Genomic DNA, 23,825 nt, shown 5'->3' on the forward strand with positions numbered 1-23,825 from the left:
TCGGTGGCGGGCCGGGGTCAGACGGAGCGCAGGGAGTTGCTGATCGCGACCCAGCGGTCGAGCGTGGCGGCGGCGCGGCCGGAGTCGACCGCCTGAACCGCCCGGGCGTATCCATCGATCATGGCCGAGTCGAGGTCGTCGGCCGGCCCGCCGAGGGCCACCAGGGCCGCGGCGGTGTTGAGCAGGACGGCGTCGCGCACAGGGCCCGTCTTGCCGCGCACCAGGTCGTGCACCGCCTGGGCGTTGAACGCCACGTCACCGCCGCGCAGGGCCCCCGCGTCGGCGCGAGGGATGCCCAGCACGGCCGGATCGAACACGGTCTGCGTGGCCGTGCCGTCCCTGACCGTCCACACCGTGGACGTGGTGGCGATGGTGAGCTCGTCGAGGCCGTCGTCGCCGCGGAACACCAGCGCCGACACCCCACGCTCGGCGAAGACGCCCGCGAGGACCGGCAGCATGGCCTTGTCGTAGACGCCGATGGCCTGGGCGGCGGGCCGGGCCGGGTTGGTGAGCGGGCCCAGGAAGTTGAAGACCGTCGGCACGCCGATCTCCTTGCGCGGCGGACCGGCGAAGCGCAGGGCGGGGTGGTAGACCGGCGCGAAGCAGAAGGCGATGCCCGCCTCGCGCGCGACCTCGGCGGTCTGCTCGGGCGTGAGGTCGAGGTGGATGCCGAGGTGCTCCAGGACGTCGGCGGCGCCGCATGAGGAGGAGGCCGCCCGGTTGCCGTGCTTGACCACGCGGGCGCCGGCGGCGGCCGCCACGATGGCGGCCATGGTCGAGACGTTGACGGTGTGGGCGCGGTCGCCGCCGGTGCCGACGATGTCGACGACCGGACCCTCGACGCGCAGCGGCGTGGCCAGCTCCAGCATGGTGCGGGCCAGGCCCGCGACCTCGGCGACGGTCTCGCCCTTGGCGCGCAGCGCGATCGCGAAGCCGGCGATCTGGGAGGGCGTCGCGGAGCCCGACATGATCTCGCGCATCGCCCAGGCGGTCTCGTCGGTGGTCAGGTGCTCACCGGCGAGGAGAGCCGACAGCAGGGCGGGCCACGTCGTCCGGGCATCCACGGAAGGCACCTACTTAGCGTTGAGTCGGGTCGAGTTGCGGCGACGCATGAGGTCGGCGACGGTGTCGGCCAGCACCATGGGCTCGAGCGGCTGCGGGACGACGGCGTCGGCCTTGGACCACTCGGCCAGCCAGCGGTCGTCGCGCCGGGCGATGATCAGGCAGATCGGCGGGCAGTCGTAGACCTCGTCCTTGGCCTGGCGCGCGACGCCCATGCCGCCGGCGGGCTGGGTCTCGCCGTCGAGGACGGCCACGTCGATCTCGCCGGAGCCCAGCCACTGGTGCACCTTGGGCTCGGTGGCGCACTCCACGATCTCCACGAAGGGGACGTCGGCGGCGGGACGCCGGCCGAGCGCCAGCCTCACCTCATCGCGGGTGGCGGCGTCGTCGCTGTAGACGAGGACCCTCATCGTGTCGTCGGTGCTCACGGTCGCACTCACTATCGGTCGTAGCTGTATGGTCTACAGGATCGTACCGGTGCTCCGGCGTGCAATCCCAGACCGCTGCCTTCGCGGGGGGTTTTATGCCGATTATCGCAGGTTGATCGCCGGTTTGTTCCCCCTAACGGGGGGTCGTGCGCCGGACCGACCACGGGAGCCGCAATAATGCTGCTCGTGGCGACAGCATCCGCAATTACTTCGACGACGACAGCACACTCGTCTCGCAGACCCAACCTGGTCAGCGTCGGGACGATCGTCTGGCTGTCCTCTGAACTCATGTTCTTCGCGGCGCTGTTCGCGATGTACTTCACCATCCGGTCGGTGAGCGAGGGGCAGGGCCTCGAGTGGGGGCCCGCGCTCCTGCCCCAGGGCGCGTCCGCTGAAGGAGTCGCTCACCTGAACATCCCGTTCGCGACGGCCAACACGATCATCCTGGTTCTGTCGAGTGTGACGTGCCAGCTGGGCGTGTGGGCCGCTGAGAAGGGACAGGTCGGCAAGCTCCGCTTCTGGTACATCGTCAGCTTCCTGATGGGCTCGGTCTTCATCGCCGGGCAGCTGTTCGAGTACTACGAGTTGGCGAGCGAGGGTGCGACTCTGTCCGCCAACGCCTACACCTCGGTGTTCTACCTCACGACGGGCTTCCACGGCCTGCACGTGACGGGTGGCCTGATCGCGTTCCTGTTCATGCTGGGACGCACGTACGCCGCGAAGCGCTTCACGCATGAGCAGGCCACCAGCGCCATCGTCGTGTCCTACTACTGGCACTTCGTAGACGTCGTCTGGATCGGTCTTTTCGCGACCATCTACATTATTCGTTAAGGAACGGGATCTCTGTGACTAGGATCACCGCTTGGCGGCGGCATCCCCTCGCGAGATACGCCGTCCTGATTTTGGCGTTGGCGCTGGTCGGGATGGTATACACCGCCTTTATCCAGGCGAGCAGGCCTGCCGACGCGGCACTCGCGTCCGGCAAGGTCGATGACGTGGCCGAGGGGAGGAGCCTGTTCCAGGCCCACTGTGCCAGCTGCCACGGACTCAACGCCCAGGGCACCTCCACCGGGCCCACGCTCATCGGCGTGGGCGCGGCGGCCGTCGACTTCCAGGTGAGCACCGGCCGCATGCCCGCGGCCAACCCGGGCGCCCAGGCGCCCCGCAAGCCGGTCGCGCCCTGGGTCAACGAGGAGAAGATCCGCCAGCTCGGCGCCTACGTGCAGTCGCTCGGCGGCGGCCCGCAGGTGCCCGGCAAGGAGCAGGTCGACCCGGCGAAGGGTGACGCGGGCAAGGGCGGTGAGCTGTTCCGCGCCAACTGCATCCAGTGCCACAACTGGGCGGGCGCGGGCGGCGCCCTGACCCAGGGCAAGTACGCGCCCAACCTCAACGACGCCTCGCCCACGCAGATCTACGAGGCGATGATCACCGGTCCGCAGGCCATGCCGGTCTTCAACGACACGACGATCACCCCCGAAGAGAAGCGCAGCATGATCGCCTACATCACCCAGGTCCGCGAGCAGAACGACCCCGGAGGCTTCGGCCTGGGGCGGATTGGCCCCGTGACCGAGGGTCTCGTAGGCTGGATCGCAGGCATCAGCGCCATGGTTCTCGCCGCCATCTGGATCACCGCGAAGAAGCGACAGAAGTCATGACAGACAACGAGCACGAGATCGAGCAGCCGGACGAACGCGTTCCCAAGCGCGTGATCGGCACTCCCGCGCCGGGCACCTCGATGCTCGGCGACGAAGTCCCCGTGGTCGAGGAGGGCGACGTCCCGGGCGTCACGTTCCAGGATGAGCACAAGGCGCGCAAGGCCGAGAAGGTCGTGGCGCTCTGCTTCGCGGTCACCTTCATCGCCGCGATCGCCTTCATCATCTTCTACGTGGTGATCCAGGTCGGCAGTCCTGAGGCGACCGGCATGTCCAACCTCGCGCTCGGCGGCACGCTGACGCTCGCGCTGCTGGGGCTGGCCTTCGGCATCGTGGTGTGGGTCCGCCAGATCATGCCGAAGTACTCCTTGATCCAGGAGCGCCACGAGATGGCCTCCGACGAGGACACCCGCGAGGTCGTCGCCGACACTTTCGTGCAGGGCGCGAGGGAGAGCGGGTTCGTCAAGCGCCCGCTGCTCCGCCGTACGCTGCTGCTCGCCGCCGCGCCACTGGGCCTGGTCCCGCTGGTGCTGCTGCGTGACCTCGACAACTCCAAGATGCCCGCCTCCAAGTTCAGCGAGACGCTGCGCCACACCGTCTGGGGCGAGAAGACCAAGGAGGGCAAGCCACTCCGGCTCATCGTCGAGGGCACCGGCCAGCCCATCCGGGCGGCCGACTTCAACTCGCCCGGCGGCATCCTGTCGGTCGTGCCCGAGGGCTACGAGCACGACCTCAACGCACTCGCCAAGGCCACCCTGATCCTGATCAAGTTCAGGCCCGACGAGATCAAGTCGGGCACCAACCGCAACTGGACGCACGACGGCATCGTGGCCTATTCCAAGATCTGCACGCACGTGGGCTGCCCGGCGGCCCTCTACGAGCAGACCACCCACCACATCCTCTGCCCCTGCCACCAGTCGACGTTCGACGCCGCCGACGGCGCCAAGGTCATCTTCGGCCCGGCCGCCCGGCCGCTGCCGCAGCTGCCGATCTCGGTCGACGAGCAGGGATACCTCATCGCCCAGGGGGACTTCAACGTGCCGGTCGGCCCCAGCTACTGGGAGCGCGGCGACGCTGAGGCGGAGGCCAGGTCCAAGGGAGGCCACGCATGAGTGACCTGACAGCGGTCCCCAAGGCCATCGCGGGTCCGTCGAGCTACCTCGATGACCGACTCGGAGCAGGCAACTTCCTCAAGCGCAACCTGCGGAAGATCTTCCCGGACCACTGGTCCTTCCTGCTCGGTGAGATCGCCCTCTACTCCTTCATCATCCTGCTGCTGACCGGTACGTTCCTGACGTTCTGGTTCCAGCCCAGCATGACCGAGGTCGTCTACAACGGCTCCTACGCGCCGCTCAAGGGCGTCATGATGTCCCAGGCCTACGCGTCGGCGCTGGAGATCAGCTTCGACGTCCGCGGCGGCCTGCTGATGCGGCAGATGCACCACTGGGCCGCCCTGATGTTCGTGGCCGGCATGATGGTGCACATGCTCCGGGTGTTCTTCACCGGGGCCTACCGCAAGCCGCGCGAGCTCAACTGGGTCATCGGTGTCCTGCTGCTGACGCTGGCGCTGGCCGAGGGCCTGACCGGCTACTCCCTGCCCGACGACCTGCTCTCCGGCGCGGGAGCGCGGATCACCCAGGGAGTGATCGTCTCCCTGCCGCTGGTCGGCACCTACCTCTCGTTCTTCCTGTTCGGCGGCGAGTATCCGGGCACCGATATCATCCCCCGGTTCTACTCCCTGCACATCCTGCTCATCCCAGGCATCCTCCTGGCGCTCATCTCCGCCCACATGGTCCTCATGTGGGTGCAGAAGCACACGCAGATGCCTGGCAAGGGCCGCAACAACCGCAACGTGGTCGGCGCGCCGTTCTACCCGGCCTTCATGGCCAAGGCCGGCGCCTACTTCCTGTTCACCTTCGCGGCGGTCGCGGGAATGGCGACGTTCGCCCAGATCAACCCGATCTGGTTGTTCGGACCCTATACACCGGCGGACATCTCGGCGGGTTCGCAGCCCGACTTCTACATGGGCTTCCTCGAAGGCTCGCTGAGACTCATGCCGGCCTGGGAGATCAACCTCTTCGGCACCGCCCACGCGGGCACACTGCCACTGAGTGTGATCATCCCGGCCCTGGTGCCGATGGGCATCATCATGACGGGCCTGGCGCTCTATCCGTTCATCGAACAGTGGGTCACGGGCGACCGGCGTGAGCACCACGTCGTCGAGCGTCCCCGCAACAACCCGCACCGCACCTCGATCGGCATGGCCGCCATCACGTTCTACGGCGTGCTCTGGCTGCTCGGCGCCAACGACGAGATCTCGGCGTTCTTCCACGTCAGCCTCAACTGGACGACCTATGTCGGCCGGGTGCTGATTTTCGTGGGGCCGGCGCTGGCCTACCTCATCACCTACCGCATGTGCCTGGGCCTGCAGCGTTCCGACGCCGCGGTCGTCTCGCACGGTGTGGAGTCCGGTGTGATCAAGCGCCTGCCGCACGGTGAGTTCATCGAGATCCACACGCCGCCCGCCGAAGACATCGAGGCGCACCTGCGTGGCAAGGAGCCGGTGCCCATGCTGCCGGTCCGCGAGGACACCTCGGGCATCCCGCCCAAGGGGATGCGCGGTCCGCTCGGCAAGCTGCGTGCCCGTATGTCCAAGGCGTACGGGGGCGAGAAGATCCCCCTCGACGAGGGTCATCCTCACGAGGAGATCGAGGAGCACGCCGGCGTCGGCTCGGAGGGCGAGGACCGGTCGCTGACGCGCTGACGCGCTGAAGCGGCCTGTTCGGTCGCACCCTGATCGGTTTCACCAGCGCGGGCCCGGACATCATGTCCGGGCCCGCGCTGCGTCGTCTCCGGACCGTCGCGCCCGTATGCGCGGGGGCCTTGCCCACCAGGGCCGGAGGCACCGCGGGCCTTGCCCTGCCACGGCCGGGACGCGGAGGATCGCCATCCGCCGGAGATGGCGGCGGCGCCGGGATCGGGGATGACGGCGGCGCCGAGATCAGGGGTCGGTGATGTGCGCTCACGGACGACAGGTCGGTCTGCGGCGGGGCGACCGGGACTGTGCCGGTTACTCGACGGGGTGGCCGGGGCAGGGAGGATCGCCGCCTGCCGGGATGGTCGCCGGGTGGTGGATGCGATGTCAGGAGGACCGGACCAAGCGCCGGTGGTGCCGTGGCGCGGCCAGGTAAGAGAGAGGATCGCGTGCCGTGGCGCGCCCGGTCAGAGGGTGGAGCGTGTGCCGTGGCAGGCCCGGTCAGAGAGGATCGCGTGCCGAGGGCGGCCCGGGTCAGTCTGACTCGGCGAGGCCGATGGAGAAGGCCGCGTCGAGGTCGTGCCTGGAGTAGGTGCGGAAGGCGATGTGCGTCTCGGTGTGCAGGACGCCGGCCACCTTGTTGAGGCGGCCGGGGATGACCTCGGCGATCTGCTCGTAGGCGGCGACCCGGACCATGGCCAGCAGGTCGTACTCGCCGGTGATGGAGTAGACCTCGCTGACCCCGTCGATCTCGGCGATCGTCTGCGCGACCTCCGGAATCCGGTCGACTTCGGCCTTGATGTGAACGATAGCCGTGACCATGGCCCAACCCTATCGGTTCGCCGAGGGCGCCGCCCATCTCGGTGGCTCAGCGAAGGGGACGGTGCTCTCGGGACCGGGGGGTGAGGGACCGGTAGGCGAGGTCGATGCGGGCCTTGTGGCGGGCCGCGCCGTGGGCGGGCAGGCTCCACTCGCCGTCGACCTCGACCAGCCGCACACCCGGTGACTCGAGCCAGCGCAGGATGCACTCGGTCTCCTCGGCGCTGGCCGCGTGGACGGGACCGGGGCCGGGGATGACGGTCTCGGCGGTGGCGACCAGGGACTCGACGTAGGGCGTGGGGTGGGCGCCCCTCGGCATGACACCGGCGGCGGTGAGCCGGCCGTATCGGACGACGTGGATGTCCCAGCCACCGTCGAAAGCGGGGCTGGCGGCGATGAGCTGCGGAATCCTGGTGATCGAGGTCAGCCGTTGCATGCGGGCCGCCGCGCGGACGAAGGCGGCCAGCCGGTCGCGGTCGACCGACGCCTCTTCGTAGCGCTGCTCCACCGACAGGCGCTCCATGCGGGCCGACACCGCCGAGAAGACCGGCGTGGCGTCGAGCGTCATGGCGCGGCGGGCGCTCTCGACGTGGATCGCGTAGTCGGTCTGACTCTCGCGGCCCTCGCATGGGGCCCCGCAGCGGCCCATCTCGAGCAGCACGCAGGCCGAGCGGCGGGTGCGCAGGGTGACGGGCTGGGTGCACTGGCGCAGCGGCACCGCCTCGTGCAGCGCGATGCGGGCCTCGTCGGCGGTGCGGCTGTTGCTGAACGGCCCGAGGTAGGCGGCGCCGTCGTCCTTGACCTCGCGGACGATCGACAGGCGGGGGAACGGCTCCTGGGTGAGCTTGAGCCAGACGACCTTCTCGGGGAAGCGGGACCTGCGGTTGTAGCGTGGCTTGGCGCCGCCGATCAGGCGCAGCTCCCTGACCTCGGCCTCCAGCCCGGTGGAGCAGACGATGTGGCGGACGCGCTCGGCGATGCCGACCATCTCGCGGATGCGCGGCCGGGTCTCGCTGGCCGTGAAGTAGGAGCGGACCCGGTTGCGCAGGTTGGTGCTCTTGCCGATGTAGAGGACCTCGCCGTGCGCGTCCTCGAAGAGGTAGACCCCGGGGGAGTGGGGCACCGACTCGGCGAGGTGACGCTTGCGCTGCTGCTCGGGCGTCGGAGCGCGGACGAACGACTTGAGCTCCTCCAGCGTGTGGACCTCGAAGGAGCCCGCCCGCTCGATCAGCCCGTGGAGCACGTCGACGGTCGCCCGGGCGTCCTGCAGGGCGCGGTGGCACGGCTCGGTCGCGCTGCGGAAGAACCTGGCCAGCGTGGCGAGCTTGCTGTTGGGCGTCTCGTCACGGGTGAGCACGCGGCGGGACAGGTCGACGGTGTCGACCACCGGGTTGGCCGGCGGCGGATAGCCGTGGGCGGCGCAGGCCGCCTTGACGAAGCGGGTGTCGAAGCCCGCGTTGTGGGCGACCAGCGTGGTGCCGTGGATGAACTCCAGGAAGCTCGGCAGCACCGACTCGATCCGGGGCGCGGCCACGACCATGGCGTCGGTGATGCCGGTGAGCACGGAGATGAACGGCGGGATCGGCCCGCCGGGGTCGACCAGCGTGGAGAACTCACCCAGCACCTCGCCGCCCCGCACCTTGACCGCACCGATTTCGGTGATCATGTGCTCGGCCGGCGACCCACCGGTCGTCTCGAGGTCGAACACCACGAACGTGACGTCACTCAGCGGGGTGCCGAGCTCGTCGAGTGTGCCTTGAACCGCGTCCACGAACCAAGACCCTAGAGAGAAGGACCGACAGTTGCGCCTTCCGCCCCCATGACCGTTGCCCGCCGAGCCGCGGCGCCGGCTCTCATGACTGGGCGTCGCGCAGGCGCTCGACCTTGACCCCGCGCAGCAGCGACTCGGAGACGACGGCCGCGGCGAGCAGGCTGGCCAGCAGCGCGGCGCCGATGACGAGCGCGACCGGGCCGGGCGCGATCTCGTGCGGCAGCGGCGGGGTGAGCGGCGGTTGCGCGAACTGCGGCACCCGCGACAGCGCGACCCGGGCCGCGAGCAGCCCGGCCGCCAGCCCGGCCAGCGTGCCCGCCGCCATCGTGATGACCTGCTCCAGCATGAGGGACAGGCGCAGCGCCGCCACGCGCGCGCCGGACGCCTCCAGCGCGGCCAGCTCGTAGCCGCGCCGCCGGGCCGCCGTGTGCAGCGCGAGGACGGTCCGGCCGAGCGCCAGCGCCGCCGCGGCCAGGGCGGACACCAGCAGCAGCGTGAGTGCCAGCCCCGGCCCCTCGCCGGCGTAGCCCGCCACGAGATCGTCCACCGTCCGCGCCGACACGACGGTGACGCCCTGCTCGCGCAGCGCCCGCTCCAGCGCGGTCGGGTCGGCCGCGGTCGTCCAGATCTCGTACGTCGCTCCGGCGTGCACGCCGTAGGCGATCCGGTCGGCCTCCTCCAGGTCGACCAGGACGCCCGGGCCGTCCAGACCGGGGGCCGCGACGGCGTTGGCGACCCGTTCGGAGGGCACGGCGAACAACTGGTCGAGCCCCGGCGACAGCCGCCCGTCCGTCGCGCCGACCACGATCGCGGGCAGCACGCCGCCGTGCGTGGCCGGACGCAGGGTCTGGTTGTCGATCGTGGAGGCGGTGAAACCGCCGTCGGTCCGTGCCGGGTCGCCGTCCACGGTCCAGGCCGGTGGGTCCAGGGTGGTCCAGACGCCCGCGTCGCGTACGGCCAGCCCGGTGACCTGGAGCTGCAGGAAGGGGCTCGCCTCCTGGTCCGGCGGGCCGATCAGCTCCACGTGCACGGCGCGCAGCTCGCACGGGGAGTCGGCGCAGGCGGGAGGCAGGTTCCAGGCGTAGTCGCCGCCCTTCGCCCCGCGCAGCAGCCCGAGGGGGACCGCCACCGGCTCCGCCTCACCGGGGATTCGCAGGGTGACGCGCAGCCGCGAGGTGTAGCCATCGGGCGGCCGGTCGTGGCGCAGGCTCACGCGTAACCGGTCGCCGCGCAGCCACACACGCGGAGATCGGGTGCCGGTCAGCGCGGCGGCGGCCTTGGCCAGCGAGGTGCCGCCGGCCAGCTCGGGGTCCCAGTGGCCGACCATCGCCAGTCGTACGGGGTCGGTCGCGACCAGCTGCGGCGGGCCGGGCAGCTTGATCACGGGCGCGGCCAGCGTGGCGGTCGGGTCGGCCTTGTCGAGGGCGGCGGTCAGCGCGCGCGGCTCCATCGGGCGGATGGTCAGGGCCGTGGGGGCGCCGTTGTGGAACGCCGCGACCTGCCGGTAGTCGCCCTGCGTGGCCGTCCAGGCCGACACGGCGAAGGTGGCCAGCCCGAACGCGCTGCCGAGCACGATCACACTGCCCGCGGTGACTGGGCCCCGGGCGACCTGCCGCAGCGCGAGGAACGGCCCGATCCCGCCGTACCGCCTGGTCAGTCCGAACAGCCGCCGGCTCAGCAACGGCAGCGCCCGCCCGGCGAGCAGCCCCGTCCCGAGCGCGAGCAGGCCGGGCACGGCCAGCGCGCTCGAACTCTGGCCGGACACGTCCGTGATCACCCCGGCCGCCAGCAGCTCGACCAGCCCGACCGCGGCGACCGCGAGCACGACGGCGTCCAGCACCCACCCCCGGGCGCTGCCGCGCGGGGTGCGGCGCCACTCCTCGGTGACCGGGCGCGTGGCCGTGCGGTAGGCCGCGAACGCGGCGGCGAGCACGCCGCCCAGCGTGGCGGCGATGCCGGCCGCGAACGTCTCGGGCGGCAGGTCGACCGGGATGCCCCGGGGGAGCAGGGCGCCGATCATCAGCCCCGCCGCCACCCGTCCGAGCGCGAGGCCCAGCGGAACCGCCGTGGCCAGCAGCAGCAGCGGCTCCGCCAGCGCGAACAGCCAGACCCGCAGCCTGCCGTGACCGCGCAACCGGGCCAGCGCGATCTCCGGGCCCCGCGCTCTCACCAGGTCGCCCACGGTCTGGAACAGCAGCAGCCAGCCCAGGCCCACCAGCTGGGCGACGACCAGCAGCGCCGGCACGTCCAGCGCGTCGGTCTGCGCGGTCATCGCCTTCAGGGTGTCGGCCATGCGCGAGAAGACGATGTCGTCGGTGTCGCGGCCCGCCGCCTCGGCGGCGGCCTGCATGCGCGCCAGCGTGCCGAGGTCGGCGCCGGTGAGCCGGCGCGGGTCGGCGTAGACGATGCCGTAGTCGGTCCAGCGGGAGCCGAGCGCGTGGGTGTCGAAGCGGGTCTGCGGCACGGTGAACAGCGCGTCGGTCCGTCCGGTGCCGAACAGTGTCCGGCCGAACCAGTACGTGTCGTCCGCCGGGCCGGGCCGGTAGAGGCCGACCACGCGCAGGGGGGCGGGCACGAGCTTGCCGGTGCCGGGGTCGCTGGTGACGATCGACGACAGCAGCACCTCGTCGCCCACCTTGAACCCGGACGCCTCGGAGGCCAGCACCTCCCCGCTCGCCGCGGGGCAGCGGCCGACGGCCCTCGGCAGGTGCTCGCACTGGCCTTCCTGCCACATCAGCGGGAGGACGCGCTCGTCACCGGGACGGCCGCTGGTGGTCTCCATGCCGAACACGGGCGGGGTGGTGAAGCCGGCGCCCGCCACGAACGCGGCCACGCTGCCCTTCACATCGAGGCCGGTGGTGGTGTAGCGCCAGCCGCGTCCTTCGGCGGGCGCGGCGTCGATCGCGTTCCGGACGATCGTGGTGCGCGCGGCGGCCGTGTAGACGGGCCCGACGGCGGCCGTCGCGATCGGCACGACGGCGATGAGCAGGACGATCAACGCGAGCGCCCGGCGCTCCCACAGGCCGCGCAGGATCACGTGTCGGCCCTCCGCAGCACGACGCCGTCCTCGATCGGCTCGATTCTGGCCATCGAGCCGGGTGGCAGCAGGTGATGGTACTCGGGCGGCACCTGCACCGCGCCCTCCCGGCCCACGACCACGAAGTCCTCGCCGCGTCTGCCCTCCGCGCCGACCCGCCCGTCCCTGATGGTCACGGTACGGCTCAGCGCCTCGCTGACCGCGACGTCGTGGGTGACCACCACGGCGGTCGTGCCGTCCCGCTCCGCCGCGTCCTTGATCAGGTCGATCACCCGGGAGCCCGAGCCGGCGTCGAGCTGGCTGGTGGGCTCGTCGGCCAGCAGCAGCCGGGGCGCGTTGGCCAGGGCGACGGCCACGGCCAGGCGCTGCTGCTCGCCGCCCGACATGCGCCCGGCCGGCCGGGCGCCCATGTCGCCGAGGCCCACCCTGGTCAGCAGGTCGCGCACCCTGCGCCGGTCGGTCCTGACCGCGCGCTGGGCGAACGCGACGTTCTGGGCGGCCGACAGGTAGCCGATCACGTTGCGGGCGGGGTTCTGCAGGACCATGCCGATGTGCGAGGAGCGCAGCCGGTCGAGCCTGCGCTGGTCGAGGCGGCCCACCTCGACGCCGTCGAGCCAGAGTCGCCCGGCGCTCGGCCGCAGCAGCCCGGCCAGCAGCCACAGCAGGGTCGACTTGCCCGCGCCGGACGGGCCGAGCAGCGCCACCGTCTCGCCCGGATCGATGACCAGGTCAACGTCGCGCAGCGCGACGACCTCGACGTCCTGGGCCGTGTAGATCTGCACGATGCCATCGCAGCGCACCGCGCTCATCGGCGCGCCGTCTCGCGCAGCTCGATCACCCGGTCGCAGCGCTCGGCCACCTCGGGGTCGTGCGTGGCGATCACCAGCGTGGTGCCGTCGCCGGTCACCGCGAGCAGCTCGTCGAGCACGGCCGCACGGTGCGTGGGGTCCTGCTCGGCCGTCGGCTCGTCGGCCAGCAGCACCTGGGGGCGCAGCGCCAGCGCCCTGGCCACGGCCACGCGCTGCTGCTGGCCGCCGGACAGCTCCTCGACCAGATGGTCGGCGAACCGGGCCACCCGCAGCCGCTCCAGCGCCGCGGCCGCCGCCCGCACGGCCTCCTTGGGGCGATGGCCGGCGGCCCGCAGTGTCACCTCGATGTTCTCGGCCGCGGTGAGGAGGCTCAGCAGGCCGTACGACTGGAAGACCAGGGCCAGCCCGGCGCGCAGCCCCGGCTGTTCGTCCAGTGGGACGCCGCGCACCAGGACGCGGCCCGACGCCGGCGGGAGCAGCCCGGCCAGCGTGGTGAGGAGGGTCGTCTTGCCGGAACCCGACGGCCCCATCAGGGCCACCCGCTCACCCTCGGCCAGCTCCAGCGAGAGATCTTCGATGATCGTCCGGCCGCCCGCGCGGCAGCTCAGGGCCTCGCAGGAGAGCGCTGTTCCGAAGATCACGCGCGGATCATCCATCAGCCGCGCTCTTGACGTCAACGGTCAACGCGGTTGCAACCGCATTGCAAGTGCGGCTCATAGCCTCAATGGGGCAAGCCCTGAGCCGCGAGATTCCGCTTGTCCAGCGCAGGGGCATGGGCAATCGACAGGAATCCCGCGGCTCGCCACGTCCGGCGGAACGCGGCATCGACTTTGGTCGCTGTCGGCGGCCCGGTGCGGCCCCGTAACCTCAGTACCCGTGACCGAGCGGCGCGAGCACGAATACCACTGGGCGCTGCCCTCCGTCCTGCTGGGCGATGACACGGACGGCAGGCCGGCCCGGCGCTCGACGCGCGACTGGATCGTCGACCTCGCGATGTTCGTCGCCGCCTGCGGCATCACCCTGCTGACCGCGTCCGAGCTGACCGGCGTGCCGGGCCCACTGGTGGTCGTCGAGCAGGTCGCCGGCGTGCTGGCGTGCGCGGCGGTGTGGCTGCGGCGCAGGTGGCCGCTGGGGTTCGCGCTCGTCGTCACCGCGCTCTCGTCCTGCCTGGCGCTGGTCGGCGGGGCCGCGGTCGTCGGCCTGTTCACGGTGGCCGTCCACCGGCCGTTCCGGATCTCCGGCCCGTTCGCCCTGTTCAACCTGGTCATGCTGGTGCCGTACGTACTGCTCAGGCCCGATCCCGAGCTCGGCCGGGCCGGGGAGCTGGTCCTCGGGGTGGCCATCGTGCTGACCGTGTTCGCGTGGGGCATCGTGGTGCGGGCCAGGCGGCAGCTGGTGTGGTCGCTCAGGCAGCGCGCCGCCATCGCGGCCGGGGAGGCCAGGCGGCTGGAGCGTGAGCGGATCGCGAGGGAGATGCACGACGTGCTGGCGCACCGCATCTCGATGCTCAGCCTGCACGCGGGCGCCCTGGAGTTCCGGCCCGACGCCCCCGCCGAGGAGATCGCCCGGGCGGCGGGCGCGATCCGGGACAGCGCCCACCTGGCGCTGCAGGACCTGCGCGAGGTGATCGGCGTGCTGCGCCATCCCTCCTCCGCGCCGGACGACCCGGTGCCCGACCGGCCCCAGCCCACGCTCGGCGACCTGCCCGCGCTGGTCGAGGAGTGCCGGCGGGCGGGCATGGAGGTGACGCTGTCGATGACCGGGGCCGATCCACCGGAGGTGCCGCAGGGGCTCGGCCGCAACGCCTACCGCGTGGTGCAGGAGGCGCTCACCAACGCCCGCAAGCACGCGGGCGGGTCGCCGGTCACCGTCGCCGTGTCGGGCGCGCCCGGCGAGGGCCTGACGGTCGAGGTGCGCAATCCGCTCCGGGCCCAGCAGGGCTCGCGCATCCCCGGCGCGGGAGCCGGGCTGATCGGGCTGGTCGAGCGGGTCGAGCTCGCGGGCGGCCGGCTGAAGTACGGCGCCGCCCCCGGCGGTGACTTCCGGTTGAGAGCGTGGTTACCGTGGACGCCGTGACGATCAGGGTGCTCATCGTGGACGACGACGCGCTCGTGCGGGCCGGGCTGTCGATGATCCTCGGTGGCGCCGACGACCTCGCGATCGTCGGCGAGGCGGACGACGGGGCGCGGGTGCCGTCGCTGGTGGCCGAGCACCGTCCCGACGTGGTGCTGATGGACATCCGGATGCCCGGAGTCGACGGCCTCACCGCCACCGAACGGCTGCGGGCCACCAAGGCGCCGCCCGAGGTGCTGGTGCTCACCACGTTCCACGCCGACGCCCAGGTGCTGCGCGCGCTGCGGGCCGGGGCGGCGGGTTTCCTGCTGAAGGACATCCCGCCGGCCGAGCTGGTCGGGGCGATCAGGAAGGTGGCGGCGGGCGAGCCGATCCTGTCGCCGGTGGTGACGCGGCAGCTGATCGCGCACGTGTCCGAGGGCGGCGCGGGCGGCCGGGCCGACCGGGCCCGCGCCCTGCTCGGCAGGCTCAGCGAGCGGGAGCGGGAGGTGGCGCTGGCCGTCGGCCGGGGTGGGTCCAACGCGGAGATCGCGCGGGAGCTCTTCATGAGCGTGGCGACGGTCAAGGCGCACGTCTCGCGCATCTTCACCAAGCTGGCGTTGAACAACCGGGTGCAGATCGCGCTGCTGGTCTACGACGCTAACCTCTGAGCATCCGCTCCAGGGTGGGCCGGTGCAGCACCAGGTCGTCGGGGTCGTCGGGCCTGGGCTGTTCGCCGAAGTGGATCCTGCGCTGCCAGACGCGGGCCATGATGATGCCGTGCCGGAGGGCCGCGTACAGCTCGTAGAAGTCCATGTTTTTAGGGATGTATCCGGTTAGCTCGCGATACTTCTGGCAAACGGCGTCGCGTTCCATGAAATCTGGAATCCCAGGCATGTTCAGCGCCTCGGTGAGGTCCTGGAAGAAGCGGTGCAGGAAGATCATCCAGGCCAGGTCCAGCTCGCGGGGTCCGACCGCCGCCATCTCCCAGTCGAGCACCCCCACCGGGGTGAAGTCGTCGTACACCACGTTCCCGATCCGGGCGTCGCCCCAGCTCAGCACGTCGGGCCCCGGATCGCCCGGCCAGTGCTCCTCCAGCCAGTCGAACGCCCGCTCCAGCAGCGGGATGGGCCGCTCGCCGTGCGCCCACGTGTAGTAGGCGCGCTGCGCGTCCATGTGCGCGCGCAGCCCGCCCCGGCCGAGCACGCCCAGGTCGTCCGCCGTGAACGGGGCATCGTGCAGCGCCGCCACGATCCCCACCGTCGCGTCCTGCAGGGCGCGCCTGCGCGCCGGCGCCGCGTCCAGCAGCCAGCCCTCGAACGTGTACGGCATGACGTCCGGCGGCACCTGTCCGTCGAGGCGCTCCATGACGAAGAACGGCGTGCCGAGCGGCGCCGGATCCGGCTCGAACCAGAGCGCCCTCGGTGCCGGCACCCCGGCCTTCTCCCTGGCCAGGCGCATGATCTCGAACTGGGCGCGCAGATCGTAGGAAGGGAAGACGGGCACCGCCTCGGCCGACGGCGCCAGCCTGGCCACGCAGCGGTCGTGCCGTCCCTGGAAGGAGACGGTGAAGAAGAGGGTCTCGCTGGACATGCCGTTGCTCGACGGCCGCGACAGCTCGGAGACGGCGACCGGGGTCCCGATCCGGCGGCGGAGCCAGGCGTCCAGCCGGTGACGGAGTTCGTCCAGGTCACGGGTGGATGTGCGCAGCTCCTCCGTCACGGCGGACCTCCTTGGCGAGCACCGGGTCAGGTACGAGTCGTATACCTCAACCAAGCGCTTGTCCATACAAGGGTCGCCGTTACGGTCAGGTACACGGCAGCCGTACCCTTGTCTGAAAGGGCATGTCACGAAGGGACAGAGGATGAGTTCAGCGGGTGAAGGCCTGTCTCGCCCGCTTCCCGAGCAGGTGCGGCTCAATGTGGTCGACCTGGCGGCCCAGGTTCTCGGTTCGATGCCCCCTGTCTCCGTGCCGCCGCCGTTGCGCGGCATCGCCAAGTTCGACCCGCGTAAGCGCGCCAAGCTGGGCAGCGCTCCCATCGCGGCCCAGCTGGAGAACGACAAGGAGTTCCGCGAGGCGGTCGCCGAGTCGGTGACCGCGGGCTGGCCCGAGCTCGTCGCCTCGCTAGCCGAGGGCAACGTCCCGCCCGCCGCCGATCCCGTGCTGGTCGCCGCCACCGCCTACCTGACGCGCCCGCCCGGCTGGGCCGACATGGTCGAGGCCGCCCGGGCCGACCTGGAGCAGTCGGCTGTCGCGGCCGAGGGCTCCGAGCGCGAGGAGGTCGTCACCCGGCTGCGCGAGCAGCTGGTCGCCCAGAAGAGCTCGGCCAAGGAGGAGGCCGACCGGCTGCGCGAGCAGATCAAGGCCGCCCGGGTGGAGAACTCCGACCTGCGCCGCAGGCTTCACGAGGCCCGTGAGCGGGCCAAGGCCGCCGTGCGGCGGGCCGAGGAGATGGAGCAGGCGGCCGAGGAGGCCAGAACGGCCGCCTCTGCCGCGGGCAACGCGGGGGAGTCCGAGCTGCGCCGGCTGCGCGAGCGGCTGGCCGACGTGGAGAAACAGCTCGAAGCCTCGCGCCGGGCCGCCCGCGAGGGCCGCAGCATCGAGGACGCGCGCGTCAGGGTGCTGCTCGACGCGCTGCAGGACGCCTCGGCCGGGCTGCGGCGGGAGCTGGCGCTGCCGACCACGATCAGCAGGCCCGCCGACTCGGTCGCGGGCGTCGCGGGGGAGCGGCCCGGAGTGCGCGGCGTCCCCGCCCGCGCGCTGTCCGACGACGACCCGCAGCTGCTCGACCAACTGCTCGGGCTGCCGCAGGTGCACCTGATCATCGACGGCTACAACGTGACCAAGTCCGGCTACGGCACGCTCACGCTCGCCGACCAGCGCAACCGCCTCATGACCGGGCTCGGCGGGCTGGTCGCGCAGACCCGGGTCGAGGTCACCGTGGTCTTCGACGGGGCCGAGCTCAACGCGCCGGTCCAGGTCGTCGCGCCGCGCGGGGTGCGGGTGCTCTTCAGCGCGCCCGGCGAGATCGCCGACGACCTGATCCGCCAGCTCGTCCGCGCCGAGCCGCCCGGCCGGGCCATCGCCGTGGTCTCCTCCGACCGCGAGGTGGCCGAGTCCGTGCGCCGGATGGGAGCCAGACCGGTTCCGGCGAATGTGCTGCTGCGCCGCCTCGGCCGCGCGTAGATTACGAATCTGACGTTTAGGTGAGTTCACACCCACCACTTCTGTACTATTTCGCCCCAGAGTGGATCCCCTGGGAGGCGACGCTGTGAGGTTAGGCCGGGTAACGGTGGCCGCGGGTTTCACGATCGGGCTGCTGCTGTCTCCCACGGGTGGAGCGCTCGCCGATCCTCGGCCCACGGTCGCGCAGGCGAAGGCCAAGCTGGCGAAGCTCAACGACAAGGCCGACAAGGTCGTCGACCGCTACAACACGGCGACCGAGAAGCACAAAGAGGCCCAGACGCGCTACACCCGGCTCAACACCGGTTACAAGCGCAAGCTCGCCACGGTGGCCGAGCTGCGCTCGCAGGTGATCTCGATGGCCGTCGACACCTACAAGCTGGGCGGCGACATCACCTCCTGGCCCTCCATGGCCGGGACCGACGACCCCACCTTCCTGCTGGGCGGGCTGGCGCTGGCGGGGCAGATCTCCCAGGAGCGGGCCCAGAAGCTGACGGCCTTCGACAGGGAGAACCGCGGCCTCAAGGCCGAGCGCGACAAGGCCGAGGCCGCGCTGGCCGAGGCCGACAAGGAACGCGACGAGGTCCAGAAGGAACGCTCGGAGGTGCTCAAGCTCGTCGCCCAGCAACGCAAGCTGCTGGACAAGCTGAACGCCTACAACGCCGGCAACCCCAACAGCACCGGCATCAAGTACACCGGCCCCGCCTCGGGCAACGCCGCGGCCGTGCTCAGGTTCGCCTACGCACAGATCGGCAAGCCGTACGTGTTCGGCGGCACCGGCCCGCGCGGTTACGACTGCTCGGGGCTGACCCAGGCCGCCTGGCGCGCGGGCGGCGTCACGCTGCCGCGCACCACCTGGCAGCAGTACGCGTGGGGCGCCAGCCGCAAGGTCTCCACGAACGACCTGCAGCCCGGCGACCTTATCTTCAGCGAGGGCCTGGGGCACGTGGGCATCTACGCGGGCAACGGCCAGATGGTCCATGCCCCGCAGACCGGCGACGTGATCAAGGTCAGCAGCCTCTCCAGCCGCCGCATCGTCGGCGTCATCCGGCCCTGAGAGGCGCTCAGCGGGCCAGCAGAGCCACGAAGGCGGCCACGGCGGGGGAGGGCGTGGCGGACGGCAGCGCGGCCAGCACGCGGCGTGAGGGCAGGCGCGGAGAGGGACGCAGCAGGCGGATGTCGGCGCGGAGTGCCGCCCGGCCCGCGATCGACGGGTAGAGCATCACCCCCACGCCCGCCGCGACCAGCCCCTGCCTGCCGTTCCAGTCGTCGCACAGGTGGCTGACCCGTGGCGGGCCGCCCAGGGCGGTGGTGAGCTGCGAGAGGGGCCCCAGGCAGTCGGGGTGGGTGCCGTCGATCCAGGCCTCGTCCGCCAGGTCGCGCAGCCGTACGCGCTCGCCCCGGGCCAGCGGATGGGTGCGGGCGAGCGCGACGTGCAGGTCGTCCTCCATCAGCGGCACCAGCTCGACGCCCGGCCCCGGCTCGGGGTCCCAGGACGTCAGCAGCGCCACGTCGGCCTGTCCGGCCAGCAGTCCGGCGTACGGGTCGTCTGGGCCGCCCCGGACCGTCAGGGAGAGCTCGACGCCCGGGTGCAGCGCGGCGAAGGCGCGGAAGCGGTCGGGCACGTAGGCGGTGGCCGCGCTGGGGAAGGCCGACACCCGCACCCGCCCCGCGCCCGCCTCGGCGAAGGCGCGCAGCCGGGTCTCGAACAGCGTGACCCCGTCGAGGATCTCCGACGCCTGGTCGAGCGCCGCCCGCCCGGCGTCGGTGGGCCGTACCCCGCGCGGCAGCCGGTCGAACAGCCGCACGCCCGCCCGCCGCTCCAGGGTGGCGATCTGCCGCGACACGGCCGGCTGGGTCATCGAGAGCTCCCCGGCCGCGGCCGAGAAGGAGCCGAGCCTGCCCACCTCGTGCAGCACCCGGAGCGACCAAAGGTCAAGCATGCATGGAGCTTATGCCTTTCATGCCGAATCCGCAGTAGTGCGCATGCCTCGGCCGGTGGATGCTCGGCACATGGAGACGATCGACGACCATCAACTGGACTGGCTGGACGAGGTGCTGCCCGGTGGGCCCGTCCGGATCCTCGACGCCGGGTGCGGCGACGGCGGGCTGGCCGCCGCGCTGGCCCGGCACGGGCACGAGGTCACCGCCCTGGACATCTCGGCCGAGGCCGTCGCGGCGGCGCGGTCGGCCGGGGTGCCCGCCGTGCGGGCCGACCTGGCGAGTCATCGGGACGACCCGTTCGACGTGATCATCCTGTCGCTTTCGCTGCACCACATGAGCCCGCTGGAGGCCGTGCTCGACCGGGCGGCCGCGCTGCTGGCCCCCGGCGGGACCCTGGCGGTGGACGAGTTCGCCTGGGACCGGGCCGGCGCGGCGGACGCCGCCTGGTTCTACGACGCGGGCGCGCTGCTGGCCGCCGCCGGGCTCGCCGACTTCCCGCGCGGGCCCTGCCCGGACCCGGCCGGGCGCTGGCGGGCCGCCCACGCGGGATACGCGCGCGGTGACGCCATGCTCGCCGGGATCGCCGCGCGCTTCCGGATCGACGACGTACGGCGTCAGCCGTACCTGTCCCGCTACCTCGGCGGCAGGTTGGTCTCCGGCGCCGAGGAGGTCGCCGGAGAGCTGTGGCGGATCGAGCGCGAGCGGATCGCGGCCGGGACCCTCCAGCATGTGGGGCTCAGGGTGACAGCGCGACAGAAGTGACATTTGGGACCTGACACACAGGCGTTTCGTCAAGTGTGAGGAGGGTCACATTCTCATTACAGAACCCCCTGATAAACAGGGGCTCATCACCTTACTGACACCTTTATCGGATCTTTACAGCTTGACTCTGCCTTTGCTTGTTCGTGACAAAGCGGCGTAGGTTCTGGCGTCGCGGCGAACACGCCATGTTCGCCGCCCGCCGACATCGGTCCGCCGATGTGGTCGAGACAAAGATCCGCCGGTCGCCGTCCGCCTCGAACGCGAGGCCGGTGACCTGCCGAATCCGTGCAGCCAGGAGGCACGGAACCGGGGACCCAGCGATCCTTCGTGGATCAGGGGTGAATCGGCGCGCATCGCGCCGTAGGGCGACTTCCAGGCCCGAATCCGTCAGCTAACCCGGTAGGCGTTCGTGGAAGATCCAAGGAGAAATCCTGTCTACCTCGCAAAACCCCCGTCTGTCCCGCCTTGCCCTGAGTGGCGTGGCCCTCACGATGACCGTGACGGCCGGCGGCCTGGTGCACCCCGCTCAGGCCGAGGTGGCGACGGCGAGCGGCTCGGCCCTTTCCCCCGCGACGGCCACGACGGCCACGACGGGCGCCACGGTGCGGACCACGGCGCCCGCGCGGACCAACGCCGGATCGGTGACCGTCGCGTCCGGGAAGAACAAGACCGCGAAGAGTAAGACCGCGAAGAGATCGAAGGCCGCACGGCAGCAGGCGAAGGCCCGCACGGCCGTCGCCGTGGCCAGGAACCAGATCGGTGACCCGTACCGGTACGGCGCCACCGGACCCGGTTCGTTCGACTGCTCCGGCCTCGTCCAGTACGCCTGGAGGAAGGCCGGGGTGACGATCCCGCGCGTGACGAACAGCCAGTACGCACGCATCAAGAAGAAGGTCTCCTGGAAGAACCTCCAGCCAGGAGACCTGATGTTCTTCCGCGGGCTCGGTCACGTGGGCATGTACGTCGGCAAGGGCAAAATGATCCATTCGCCGAGGACCGGCTTCACGGTACGCGTCGAGAAGGTCAGCGGGTGGCGCAAGTCGTCGTTCGTGGGGGCGGTACGTCCCGGTCTGTGACCTGTAGGGCCGAATGGGAGCTGGCGGAATCTCAGCGGTCTGTCGCCGACTTGTCGTTCGCGGCAGACCGCTGGGATTCGCTCCGCCGAGTGACTCCCGGCCGCTCAGGAGGGAGACCCGGCTTCGGGTGAATGCCGGCGGTGCGACCGCGAACCTCCTGGGGTCACCGGTCGGTCACGGTTCGCGCGTCAGACGTGGACGCGGCTTTCCCGGCCTCGGGCTCGGGGCTGTCCGCGAGCTTCAGCCAGACGACCCCCGCGATGATCACTGCCAGCCAGAACGCTCGAGTGACAGTGAGTGACTCGTCGAAGAACACCGGGCCGAGGACGGCGGCGCCGACTGCGCCGATGCCCGCCCAGACGGCGTAGCCGATCCCGACGTCGATGTTCCGGAGAGCGACGCTGAGGCAGAAGAGCGTCAGCAGGAAGAACACGACGGCGGAGACGGACCAGCCCAGGACGGTGAATCCCGCGCTGCCTCCGACGCTGAGCGCGTAGCCGACCTCGAATGCTCCGGCCAGCAGGAGCACGAGCCACGCACCGGCCTTGGAACCGTGCTGTGCGCCTGTCGCGGTCATGGGGGTCAGTCCTTTCGTGATGCGGGAGTGTGGGGCGAGCGGGTGGTGCGCGGTGGGGACGCCGGATGGCTCATCAGGCCGCTCCACTGAGTTGCAGTCCGACGACGCCGGCGATGACGATGAGGATGCCGAGGAGCTTCCTCCCGTTCAGACGCTCGCCGAGCAGCAGTGCGCCGACGACGACGATCCCGACGCCTGCCACCGAGGTCCAGAGGGCATAACCGACGCCGACGTCGAAGGTGAGAAGTGCCAGGCTGAGGAAGAAGGTCGCGATCGCGCCGCTGACCAGGGTCGCGGCGGTCCACCACAGGTGGGTGAAGCCCTTCGCCTTGCTTGCCGAGAGGGCCACCGCGATCTCGAAGATCACGGCGACTCCCAGGTAGAGCCAGCTCATGGGTGTTCCTTTCGGGTAGATTCCTGCATGTACATGCATATGAGAACGCGTGATTCGGCCCCCGCGATCGGGCGCGGGGGATCGTCAGGGGACGACCAGGTTGCCGAGGTCGCTCAGAGCGCGGCTGAGCCGGCTCGCGTCGAGCTGCGGATAGTGCGCCGCCACGTGGCCGAGGAGTTCGCGAACCCGCTCCTCGTAAGGGCCGCGCACCTCCCGGACCAGGCCCTCTCCCTGCTCGGTGATGACCGCGTAGACCCCGCGCCCGTCGTCAGGGCAGATGTCGCGGCGAGTCAGGTTCTTCGCCTCCAGGCGACTCACCAGGCGTGTGACGGAGCTCTGGTTCAAGCCGACCCGCTGGGCGAGATCGTTCACGCGCAGCTCCTTGTCGGGAGCCTGGGCGAGGTGCGTCAGCGCGCGGTACTCCGTGAGCCCGACCCTGTGGGCGTCCAGGAGCCACTTGCCCAGACTCGCATCCACCGCCGACGTGAACGCGGCGACCTGGGACCATGCCGAACTGAGGCTGCCCATGGACGCGGAGTCTGAGACAGATGACTGCATGTGCATGCAGCTAAACTAGCATGATTCTCGGCCCACGCGGGCCCGGCCGGGACCGGAGGGTCGAGAACCCGCGGGCCGACTACCATCGGTCAACGTGTCCGCGCAGGTGAGCCGTCGAGCCGTGCTGGCGGCCGTGCTGCTCCTCGCGCTGCCGTCCGCGGCCGGCCCGTTCGGTCCGCACCCTGGGGCGGTCATGTCCCCGTCCGAGGGCCTGCCGCCCGAGGCGCGCGGGATCTGGCCCGGCGCGCGCGTCTCGCACGGCGTGCGGGCGGTCGTCGCCGGGCATCCCGGCGCCGACCGCGAGCTGCTCGGAGACCTGGCCCGCAGGGCCGACCTGGCCGGCGCGCGGGTCGCGGAGGTGCTCGGCCAGCCGGTGCGTCCCGTCGTGCTGGTGCCCGGCTCGGCCGGGGAGGCGGCGCGGCTGGCCGGGGTCGCCGAGGTGGACGGGCTGGCGGCCGTGGCGGACGCGGGCCGGGTGATCGTGGTGCCGGAGAACTTCGCGCGGCTCACCCCGACCGGCCGCGACGTCGTCCTGACGCACGAGCTCACCCACCTCGTCGCGGGCACCGAGGGGCTTCCCACCTGGCTGTACGAGGGGTTCGCCGACTATGTCGGCTACCGCGACGCGGGGCTGGCCGTGCCGGTGGCCGCCGCGGAGCTGACCGAGGAGGTGCGGGCCGGGCGGCCGCCCCGCGAACTCCCCGGGCCGGCGGCGTTCGCGCCAACGGACGACACCGAGCGCCTGGCCCGTTCGTACCAGGAGGCGTGGCTGGCGTGTCGCTTCCTGGCCGAGCGATCCGGCGAAGGGACTCTGGTGAGGCTCTACCGTGATGCCCAGAGGGCAGGAGTCGACCGGGCGCTGGCCTCGGCGGGGCTCTCGGTCGGGACGTTGACGGCACAGTGGCGCGCGTACGTGCGCCGGCAACTGGCGTAAGGGGACGCGCG

The 23,825-nt window shown here is 71.5% G+C and carries 23 protein-coding genes and 1 riboswitch; of the genes, 11 read left to right on the forward strand and 12 right to left on the reverse strand.

What is annotated here, in order from left to right; translation table 11 throughout:
* Positions 1-17 precede the first annotated feature (17 nt).
* Both trpD and AC5L3X_RS21230 read right to left on the reverse strand, forming a co-directional pair.
* Entirely contained in the window at positions 18-1,064 is a 1,047-nt protein-coding gene (gene trpD, locus AC5L3X_RS21225; protein ID WP_189125926.1) for an anthranilate phosphoribosyltransferase, read from the reverse strand.
* A 9-nt stretch (positions 1,065-1,073) separates the two neighbouring features.
* A complete protein-coding gene (locus tag AC5L3X_RS21230) occupies positions 1,074-1,472 on the reverse strand; it encodes a response regulator transcription factor (protein WP_189126058.1) in 399 nt (132 codons plus the stop codon).
* 195 nt (positions 1,473-1,667) lie between these two features.
* Between AC5L3X_RS21230 and ctaE the strand changes: the two genes are divergently transcribed.
* The 4 genes from ctaE to qcrB are packed head-to-tail and all read left to right on the forward strand — an operon-like array spanning position 1,668 to position 5,906.
* Complete coding sequence (gene ctaE, locus AC5L3X_RS21235; protein ID WP_189125925.1) at positions 1,668-2,321, forward strand: aa3-type cytochrome oxidase subunit III; 654 nt, start codon at positions 1,668-1,670, stop codon at positions 2,319-2,321.
* 14 nt (positions 2,322-2,335) lie between these two features.
* The gene (gene qcrC, locus AC5L3X_RS21240) at positions 2,336-3,145 is read left to right on the forward strand and encodes a cytochrome bc1 complex diheme cytochrome c subunit (RefSeq protein ID WP_494859030.1); all 810 of its coding nucleotides are present in this window, start codon (positions 2,336-2,338) and stop codon (positions 3,143-3,145) included.
* A complete protein-coding gene (gene qcrA, locus AC5L3X_RS21245; protein ID WP_494859032.1) occupies positions 3,142-4,254 on the forward strand; it encodes a cytochrome bc1 complex Rieske iron-sulfur subunit in 1,113 nt (370 codons plus the stop codon). Before qcrC ends, qcrA begins: the two co-directional genes overlap by 4 nt.
* Positions 4,251-5,906 carry a cytochrome bc1 complex cytochrome b subunit gene (qcrB, locus tag AC5L3X_RS21250; protein ID WP_494859034.1) on the forward strand — a complete coding sequence of 552 codons (1,656 nt, stop codon included), beginning with the start codon at positions 4,251-4,253 and terminating at the stop codon, positions 5,904-5,906. The genes qcrA and qcrB overlap by 4 nt, the downstream gene beginning before the upstream one ends.
* 525 nt (positions 5,907-6,431) lie before the next feature.
* Here qcrB and AC5L3X_RS21255 read toward each other — a convergent pair.
* The 5 genes from AC5L3X_RS21255 to AC5L3X_RS21275 all read right to left on the reverse strand — a co-directional run bounded on the left by AC5L3X_RS21255 (position 6,432) and on the right by AC5L3X_RS21275 (position 12,974).
* On the reverse strand, positions 6,432-6,719 hold the full coding sequence (locus AC5L3X_RS21255) for an Lrp/AsnC family transcriptional regulator (RefSeq protein ID WP_189125921.1): 288 nt from the start codon (positions 6,717-6,719) through the stop codon (positions 6,432-6,434).
* Positions 6,720-6,765: 46 nt separating this feature from the next.
* Positions 6,766-8,487 (reverse strand): DEDD exonuclease domain-containing protein, encoded by a 1,722-nt coding sequence (locus AC5L3X_RS21260; protein WP_494859036.1) that lies wholly within the window; start codon positions 8,485-8,487, stop codon positions 6,766-6,768.
* A gap of 82 nt (positions 8,488-8,569) precedes the next feature.
* Positions 8,570-11,524: an FtsX-like permease family protein gene (locus tag AC5L3X_RS21265; RefSeq protein ID WP_494859038.1), complete on the reverse strand. Its 2,955-nt coding sequence runs from the start codon at positions 11,522-11,524 to the stop codon at positions 8,570-8,572.
* A complete protein-coding gene (locus AC5L3X_RS21270; protein WP_494859040.1) occupies positions 11,521-12,333 on the reverse strand; it encodes an ABC transporter ATP-binding protein in 813 nt (270 codons plus the stop codon). The genes AC5L3X_RS21265 and AC5L3X_RS21270 overlap by 4 nt, the downstream gene beginning before the upstream one ends.
* Positions 12,330-12,974 (reverse strand): ATP-binding cassette domain-containing protein, encoded by a 645-nt coding sequence (locus tag AC5L3X_RS21275; RefSeq protein WP_494859042.1) that lies wholly within the window; start codon positions 12,972-12,974, stop codon positions 12,330-12,332. The genes AC5L3X_RS21270 and AC5L3X_RS21275 overlap by 4 nt, the downstream gene beginning before the upstream one ends.
* Positions 12,975-13,209: 235 nt before the next feature.
* Between AC5L3X_RS21275 and AC5L3X_RS21280 the strand changes: the two genes are divergently transcribed.
* Both AC5L3X_RS21280 and AC5L3X_RS21285 read left to right on the forward strand, forming a co-directional pair.
* A complete protein-coding gene (locus AC5L3X_RS21280) occupies positions 13,210-14,409 on the forward strand; it encodes a sensor histidine kinase (RefSeq protein WP_494859044.1) in 1,200 nt (399 codons plus the stop codon).
* Positions 14,406-15,056 (forward strand): response regulator transcription factor, encoded by a 651-nt coding sequence (locus AC5L3X_RS21285; protein WP_494859046.1) that lies wholly within the window; start codon positions 14,406-14,408, stop codon positions 15,054-15,056. The genes AC5L3X_RS21280 and AC5L3X_RS21285 overlap by 4 nt, the downstream gene beginning before the upstream one ends.
* On the opposite strand, the gene AC5L3X_RS21290 is transcribed toward AC5L3X_RS21285, so the two are convergent.
* On the reverse strand, positions 15,046-16,107 hold the full coding sequence (locus AC5L3X_RS21290) for a phosphotransferase family protein (RefSeq protein WP_494859047.1): 1,062 nt from the start codon (positions 16,105-16,107) through the stop codon (positions 15,046-15,048). The two genes, AC5L3X_RS21285 and AC5L3X_RS21290, sit on opposite strands and share 11 nt — an antisense overlap.
* Positions 16,108-16,249: 142 nt before the next feature.
* On the opposite strand from AC5L3X_RS21290, the gene AC5L3X_RS21295 reads away from it, so the two are divergent.
* Positions 16,250-17,572, forward strand: a complete 1,323-nt coding sequence (locus tag AC5L3X_RS21295) for an NYN domain-containing protein (protein ID WP_189125913.1) — start codon at positions 16,250-16,252, stop codon at positions 17,570-17,572.
* A 106-nt stretch (positions 17,573-17,678) separates the two neighbouring features.
* Positions 17,679-18,626: a C40 family peptidase gene (locus AC5L3X_RS21300; protein ID WP_494859049.1), complete on the forward strand. Its 948-nt coding sequence runs from the start codon at positions 17,679-17,681 to the stop codon at positions 18,624-18,626.
* A 7-nt stretch (positions 18,627-18,633) separates the two neighbouring features.
* Here the strand turns inward: AC5L3X_RS21300 and AC5L3X_RS21305 are convergent, their stop codons facing one another.
* Positions 18,634-19,512 (reverse strand): LysR family transcriptional regulator, encoded by an 879-nt coding sequence (locus AC5L3X_RS21305; RefSeq protein ID WP_494859051.1) that lies wholly within the window; start codon positions 19,510-19,512, stop codon positions 18,634-18,636.
* Positions 19,513-19,582: 70 nt separating this feature from the next.
* Here AC5L3X_RS21305 and AC5L3X_RS21310 point away from each other — a divergent pair, with 70 nt between their 5' ends.
* Together AC5L3X_RS21310 and AC5L3X_RS21315 are read left to right on the forward strand one after the other, a co-directional pair.
* Positions 19,583-20,275: a class I SAM-dependent methyltransferase gene (locus AC5L3X_RS21310; protein WP_189125910.1), complete on the forward strand. Its 693-nt coding sequence runs from the start codon at positions 19,583-19,585 to the stop codon at positions 20,273-20,275.
* 265 nt (positions 20,276-20,540) lie between these two features.
* A riboswitch (cyclic di-AMP (ydaO/yuaA leader) is annotated at positions 20,541-20,696 on the forward strand.
* 58 nt (positions 20,697-20,754) lie between these two features.
* Positions 20,755-21,351: a C40 family peptidase gene (locus AC5L3X_RS21315; protein ID WP_494859054.1), complete on the forward strand. Its 597-nt coding sequence runs from the start codon at positions 20,755-20,757 to the stop codon at positions 21,349-21,351.
* 163 nt (positions 21,352-21,514) lie between these two features.
* On the opposite strand, the gene AC5L3X_RS21320 is transcribed toward AC5L3X_RS21315, so the two are convergent.
* The 3 genes from AC5L3X_RS21320 to AC5L3X_RS21330 all read right to left on the reverse strand — a co-directional run bounded on the left by AC5L3X_RS21320 (position 21,515) and on the right by AC5L3X_RS21330 (position 22,850).
* Positions 21,515-21,928: a DMT family transporter gene (locus AC5L3X_RS21320; protein ID WP_494859055.1), complete on the reverse strand. Its 414-nt coding sequence runs from the start codon at positions 21,926-21,928 to the stop codon at positions 21,515-21,517.
* A 73-nt stretch (positions 21,929-22,001) separates the two neighbouring features.
* Positions 22,002-22,361 carry a DMT family transporter gene (locus AC5L3X_RS21325; protein WP_494859056.1) on the reverse strand — a complete coding sequence of 120 codons (360 nt, stop codon included), beginning with the start codon at positions 22,359-22,361 and terminating at the stop codon, positions 22,002-22,004.
* Between the two features lie 45 nt (positions 22,362-22,406).
* The gene (locus AC5L3X_RS21330; protein WP_494859058.1) at positions 22,407-22,850 is read right to left on the reverse strand and encodes a MarR family winged helix-turn-helix transcriptional regulator; all 444 of its coding nucleotides are present in this window, start codon (positions 22,848-22,850) and stop codon (positions 22,407-22,409) included.
* Between the two features lie 124 nt (positions 22,851-22,974).
* On the opposite strand from AC5L3X_RS21330, the gene AC5L3X_RS21335 reads away from it, so the two are divergent.
* A complete protein-coding gene (locus AC5L3X_RS21335) occupies positions 22,975-23,814 on the forward strand; it encodes a gluzincin family metallopeptidase (protein WP_494859060.1) in 840 nt (279 codons plus the stop codon).
* Positions 23,815-23,825: the final 11 nt, after the last annotated feature.

Source organism: Nonomuraea sp. CX421 (assembly GCF_059358955.1).

What these genes read in the sequence shown, in the direction of transcription:
- AC5L3X_RS21230 (WP_189126058.1), bottom strand. Translation starts at nt 1,472, where the DNA reads ATGAGGGTCCTCGTCTACAGCGACGACGCCGCCACCCGCGATGAGGTG.
- ctaE (WP_189125925.1), top strand. Translation starts at nt 1,668, where the DNA reads ATGCTGCTCGTGGCGACAGCATCCGCAATTACTTCGACGACGACAGCA.
- qcrA (WP_494859032.1), top strand. Translation starts at nt 3,142, where the DNA reads ATGACAGACAACGAGCACGAGATCGAGCAGCCGGACGAACGCGTTCCC.
- qcrB (WP_494859034.1), top strand. Translation starts at nt 4,251, where the DNA reads ATGAGTGACCTGACAGCGGTCCCCAAGGCCATCGCGGGTCCGTCGAGC.
- AC5L3X_RS21255 (WP_189125921.1), bottom strand. Translation starts at nt 6,719, where the DNA reads ATGGTCACGGCTATCGTTCACATCAAGGCCGAAGTCGACCGGATTCCG.
- AC5L3X_RS21270 (WP_494859040.1), bottom strand. Translation starts at nt 12,333, where the DNA reads ATGAGCGCGGTGCGCTGCGATGGCATCGTGCAGATCTACACGGCCCAG.
- AC5L3X_RS21295 (WP_189125913.1), top strand. Translation starts at nt 16,250, where the DNA reads ATGAGTTCAGCGGGTGAAGGCCTGTCTCGCCCGCTTCCCGAGCAGGTG.
- AC5L3X_RS21305 (WP_494859051.1), bottom strand. Translation starts at nt 19,512, where the DNA reads ATGCTTGACCTTTGGTCGCTCCGGGTGCTGCACGAGGTGGGCAGGCTC.
- AC5L3X_RS21310 (WP_189125910.1), top strand. Translation starts at nt 19,583, where the DNA reads ATGGAGACGATCGACGACCATCAACTGGACTGGCTGGACGAGGTGCTG.
- AC5L3X_RS21320 (WP_494859055.1), bottom strand. Translation starts at nt 21,928, where the DNA reads ATGACCGCGACAGGCGCACAGCACGGTTCCAAGGCCGGTGCGTGGCTC.
- AC5L3X_RS21325 (WP_494859056.1), bottom strand. Translation starts at nt 22,361, where the DNA reads ATGCATGTACATGCAGGAATCTACCCGAAAGGAACACCCATGAGCTGG.
- AC5L3X_RS21330 (WP_494859058.1), bottom strand. Translation starts at nt 22,850, where the DNA reads ATGGGCAGCCTCAGTTCGGCATGGTCCCAGGTCGCCGCGTTCACGTCG.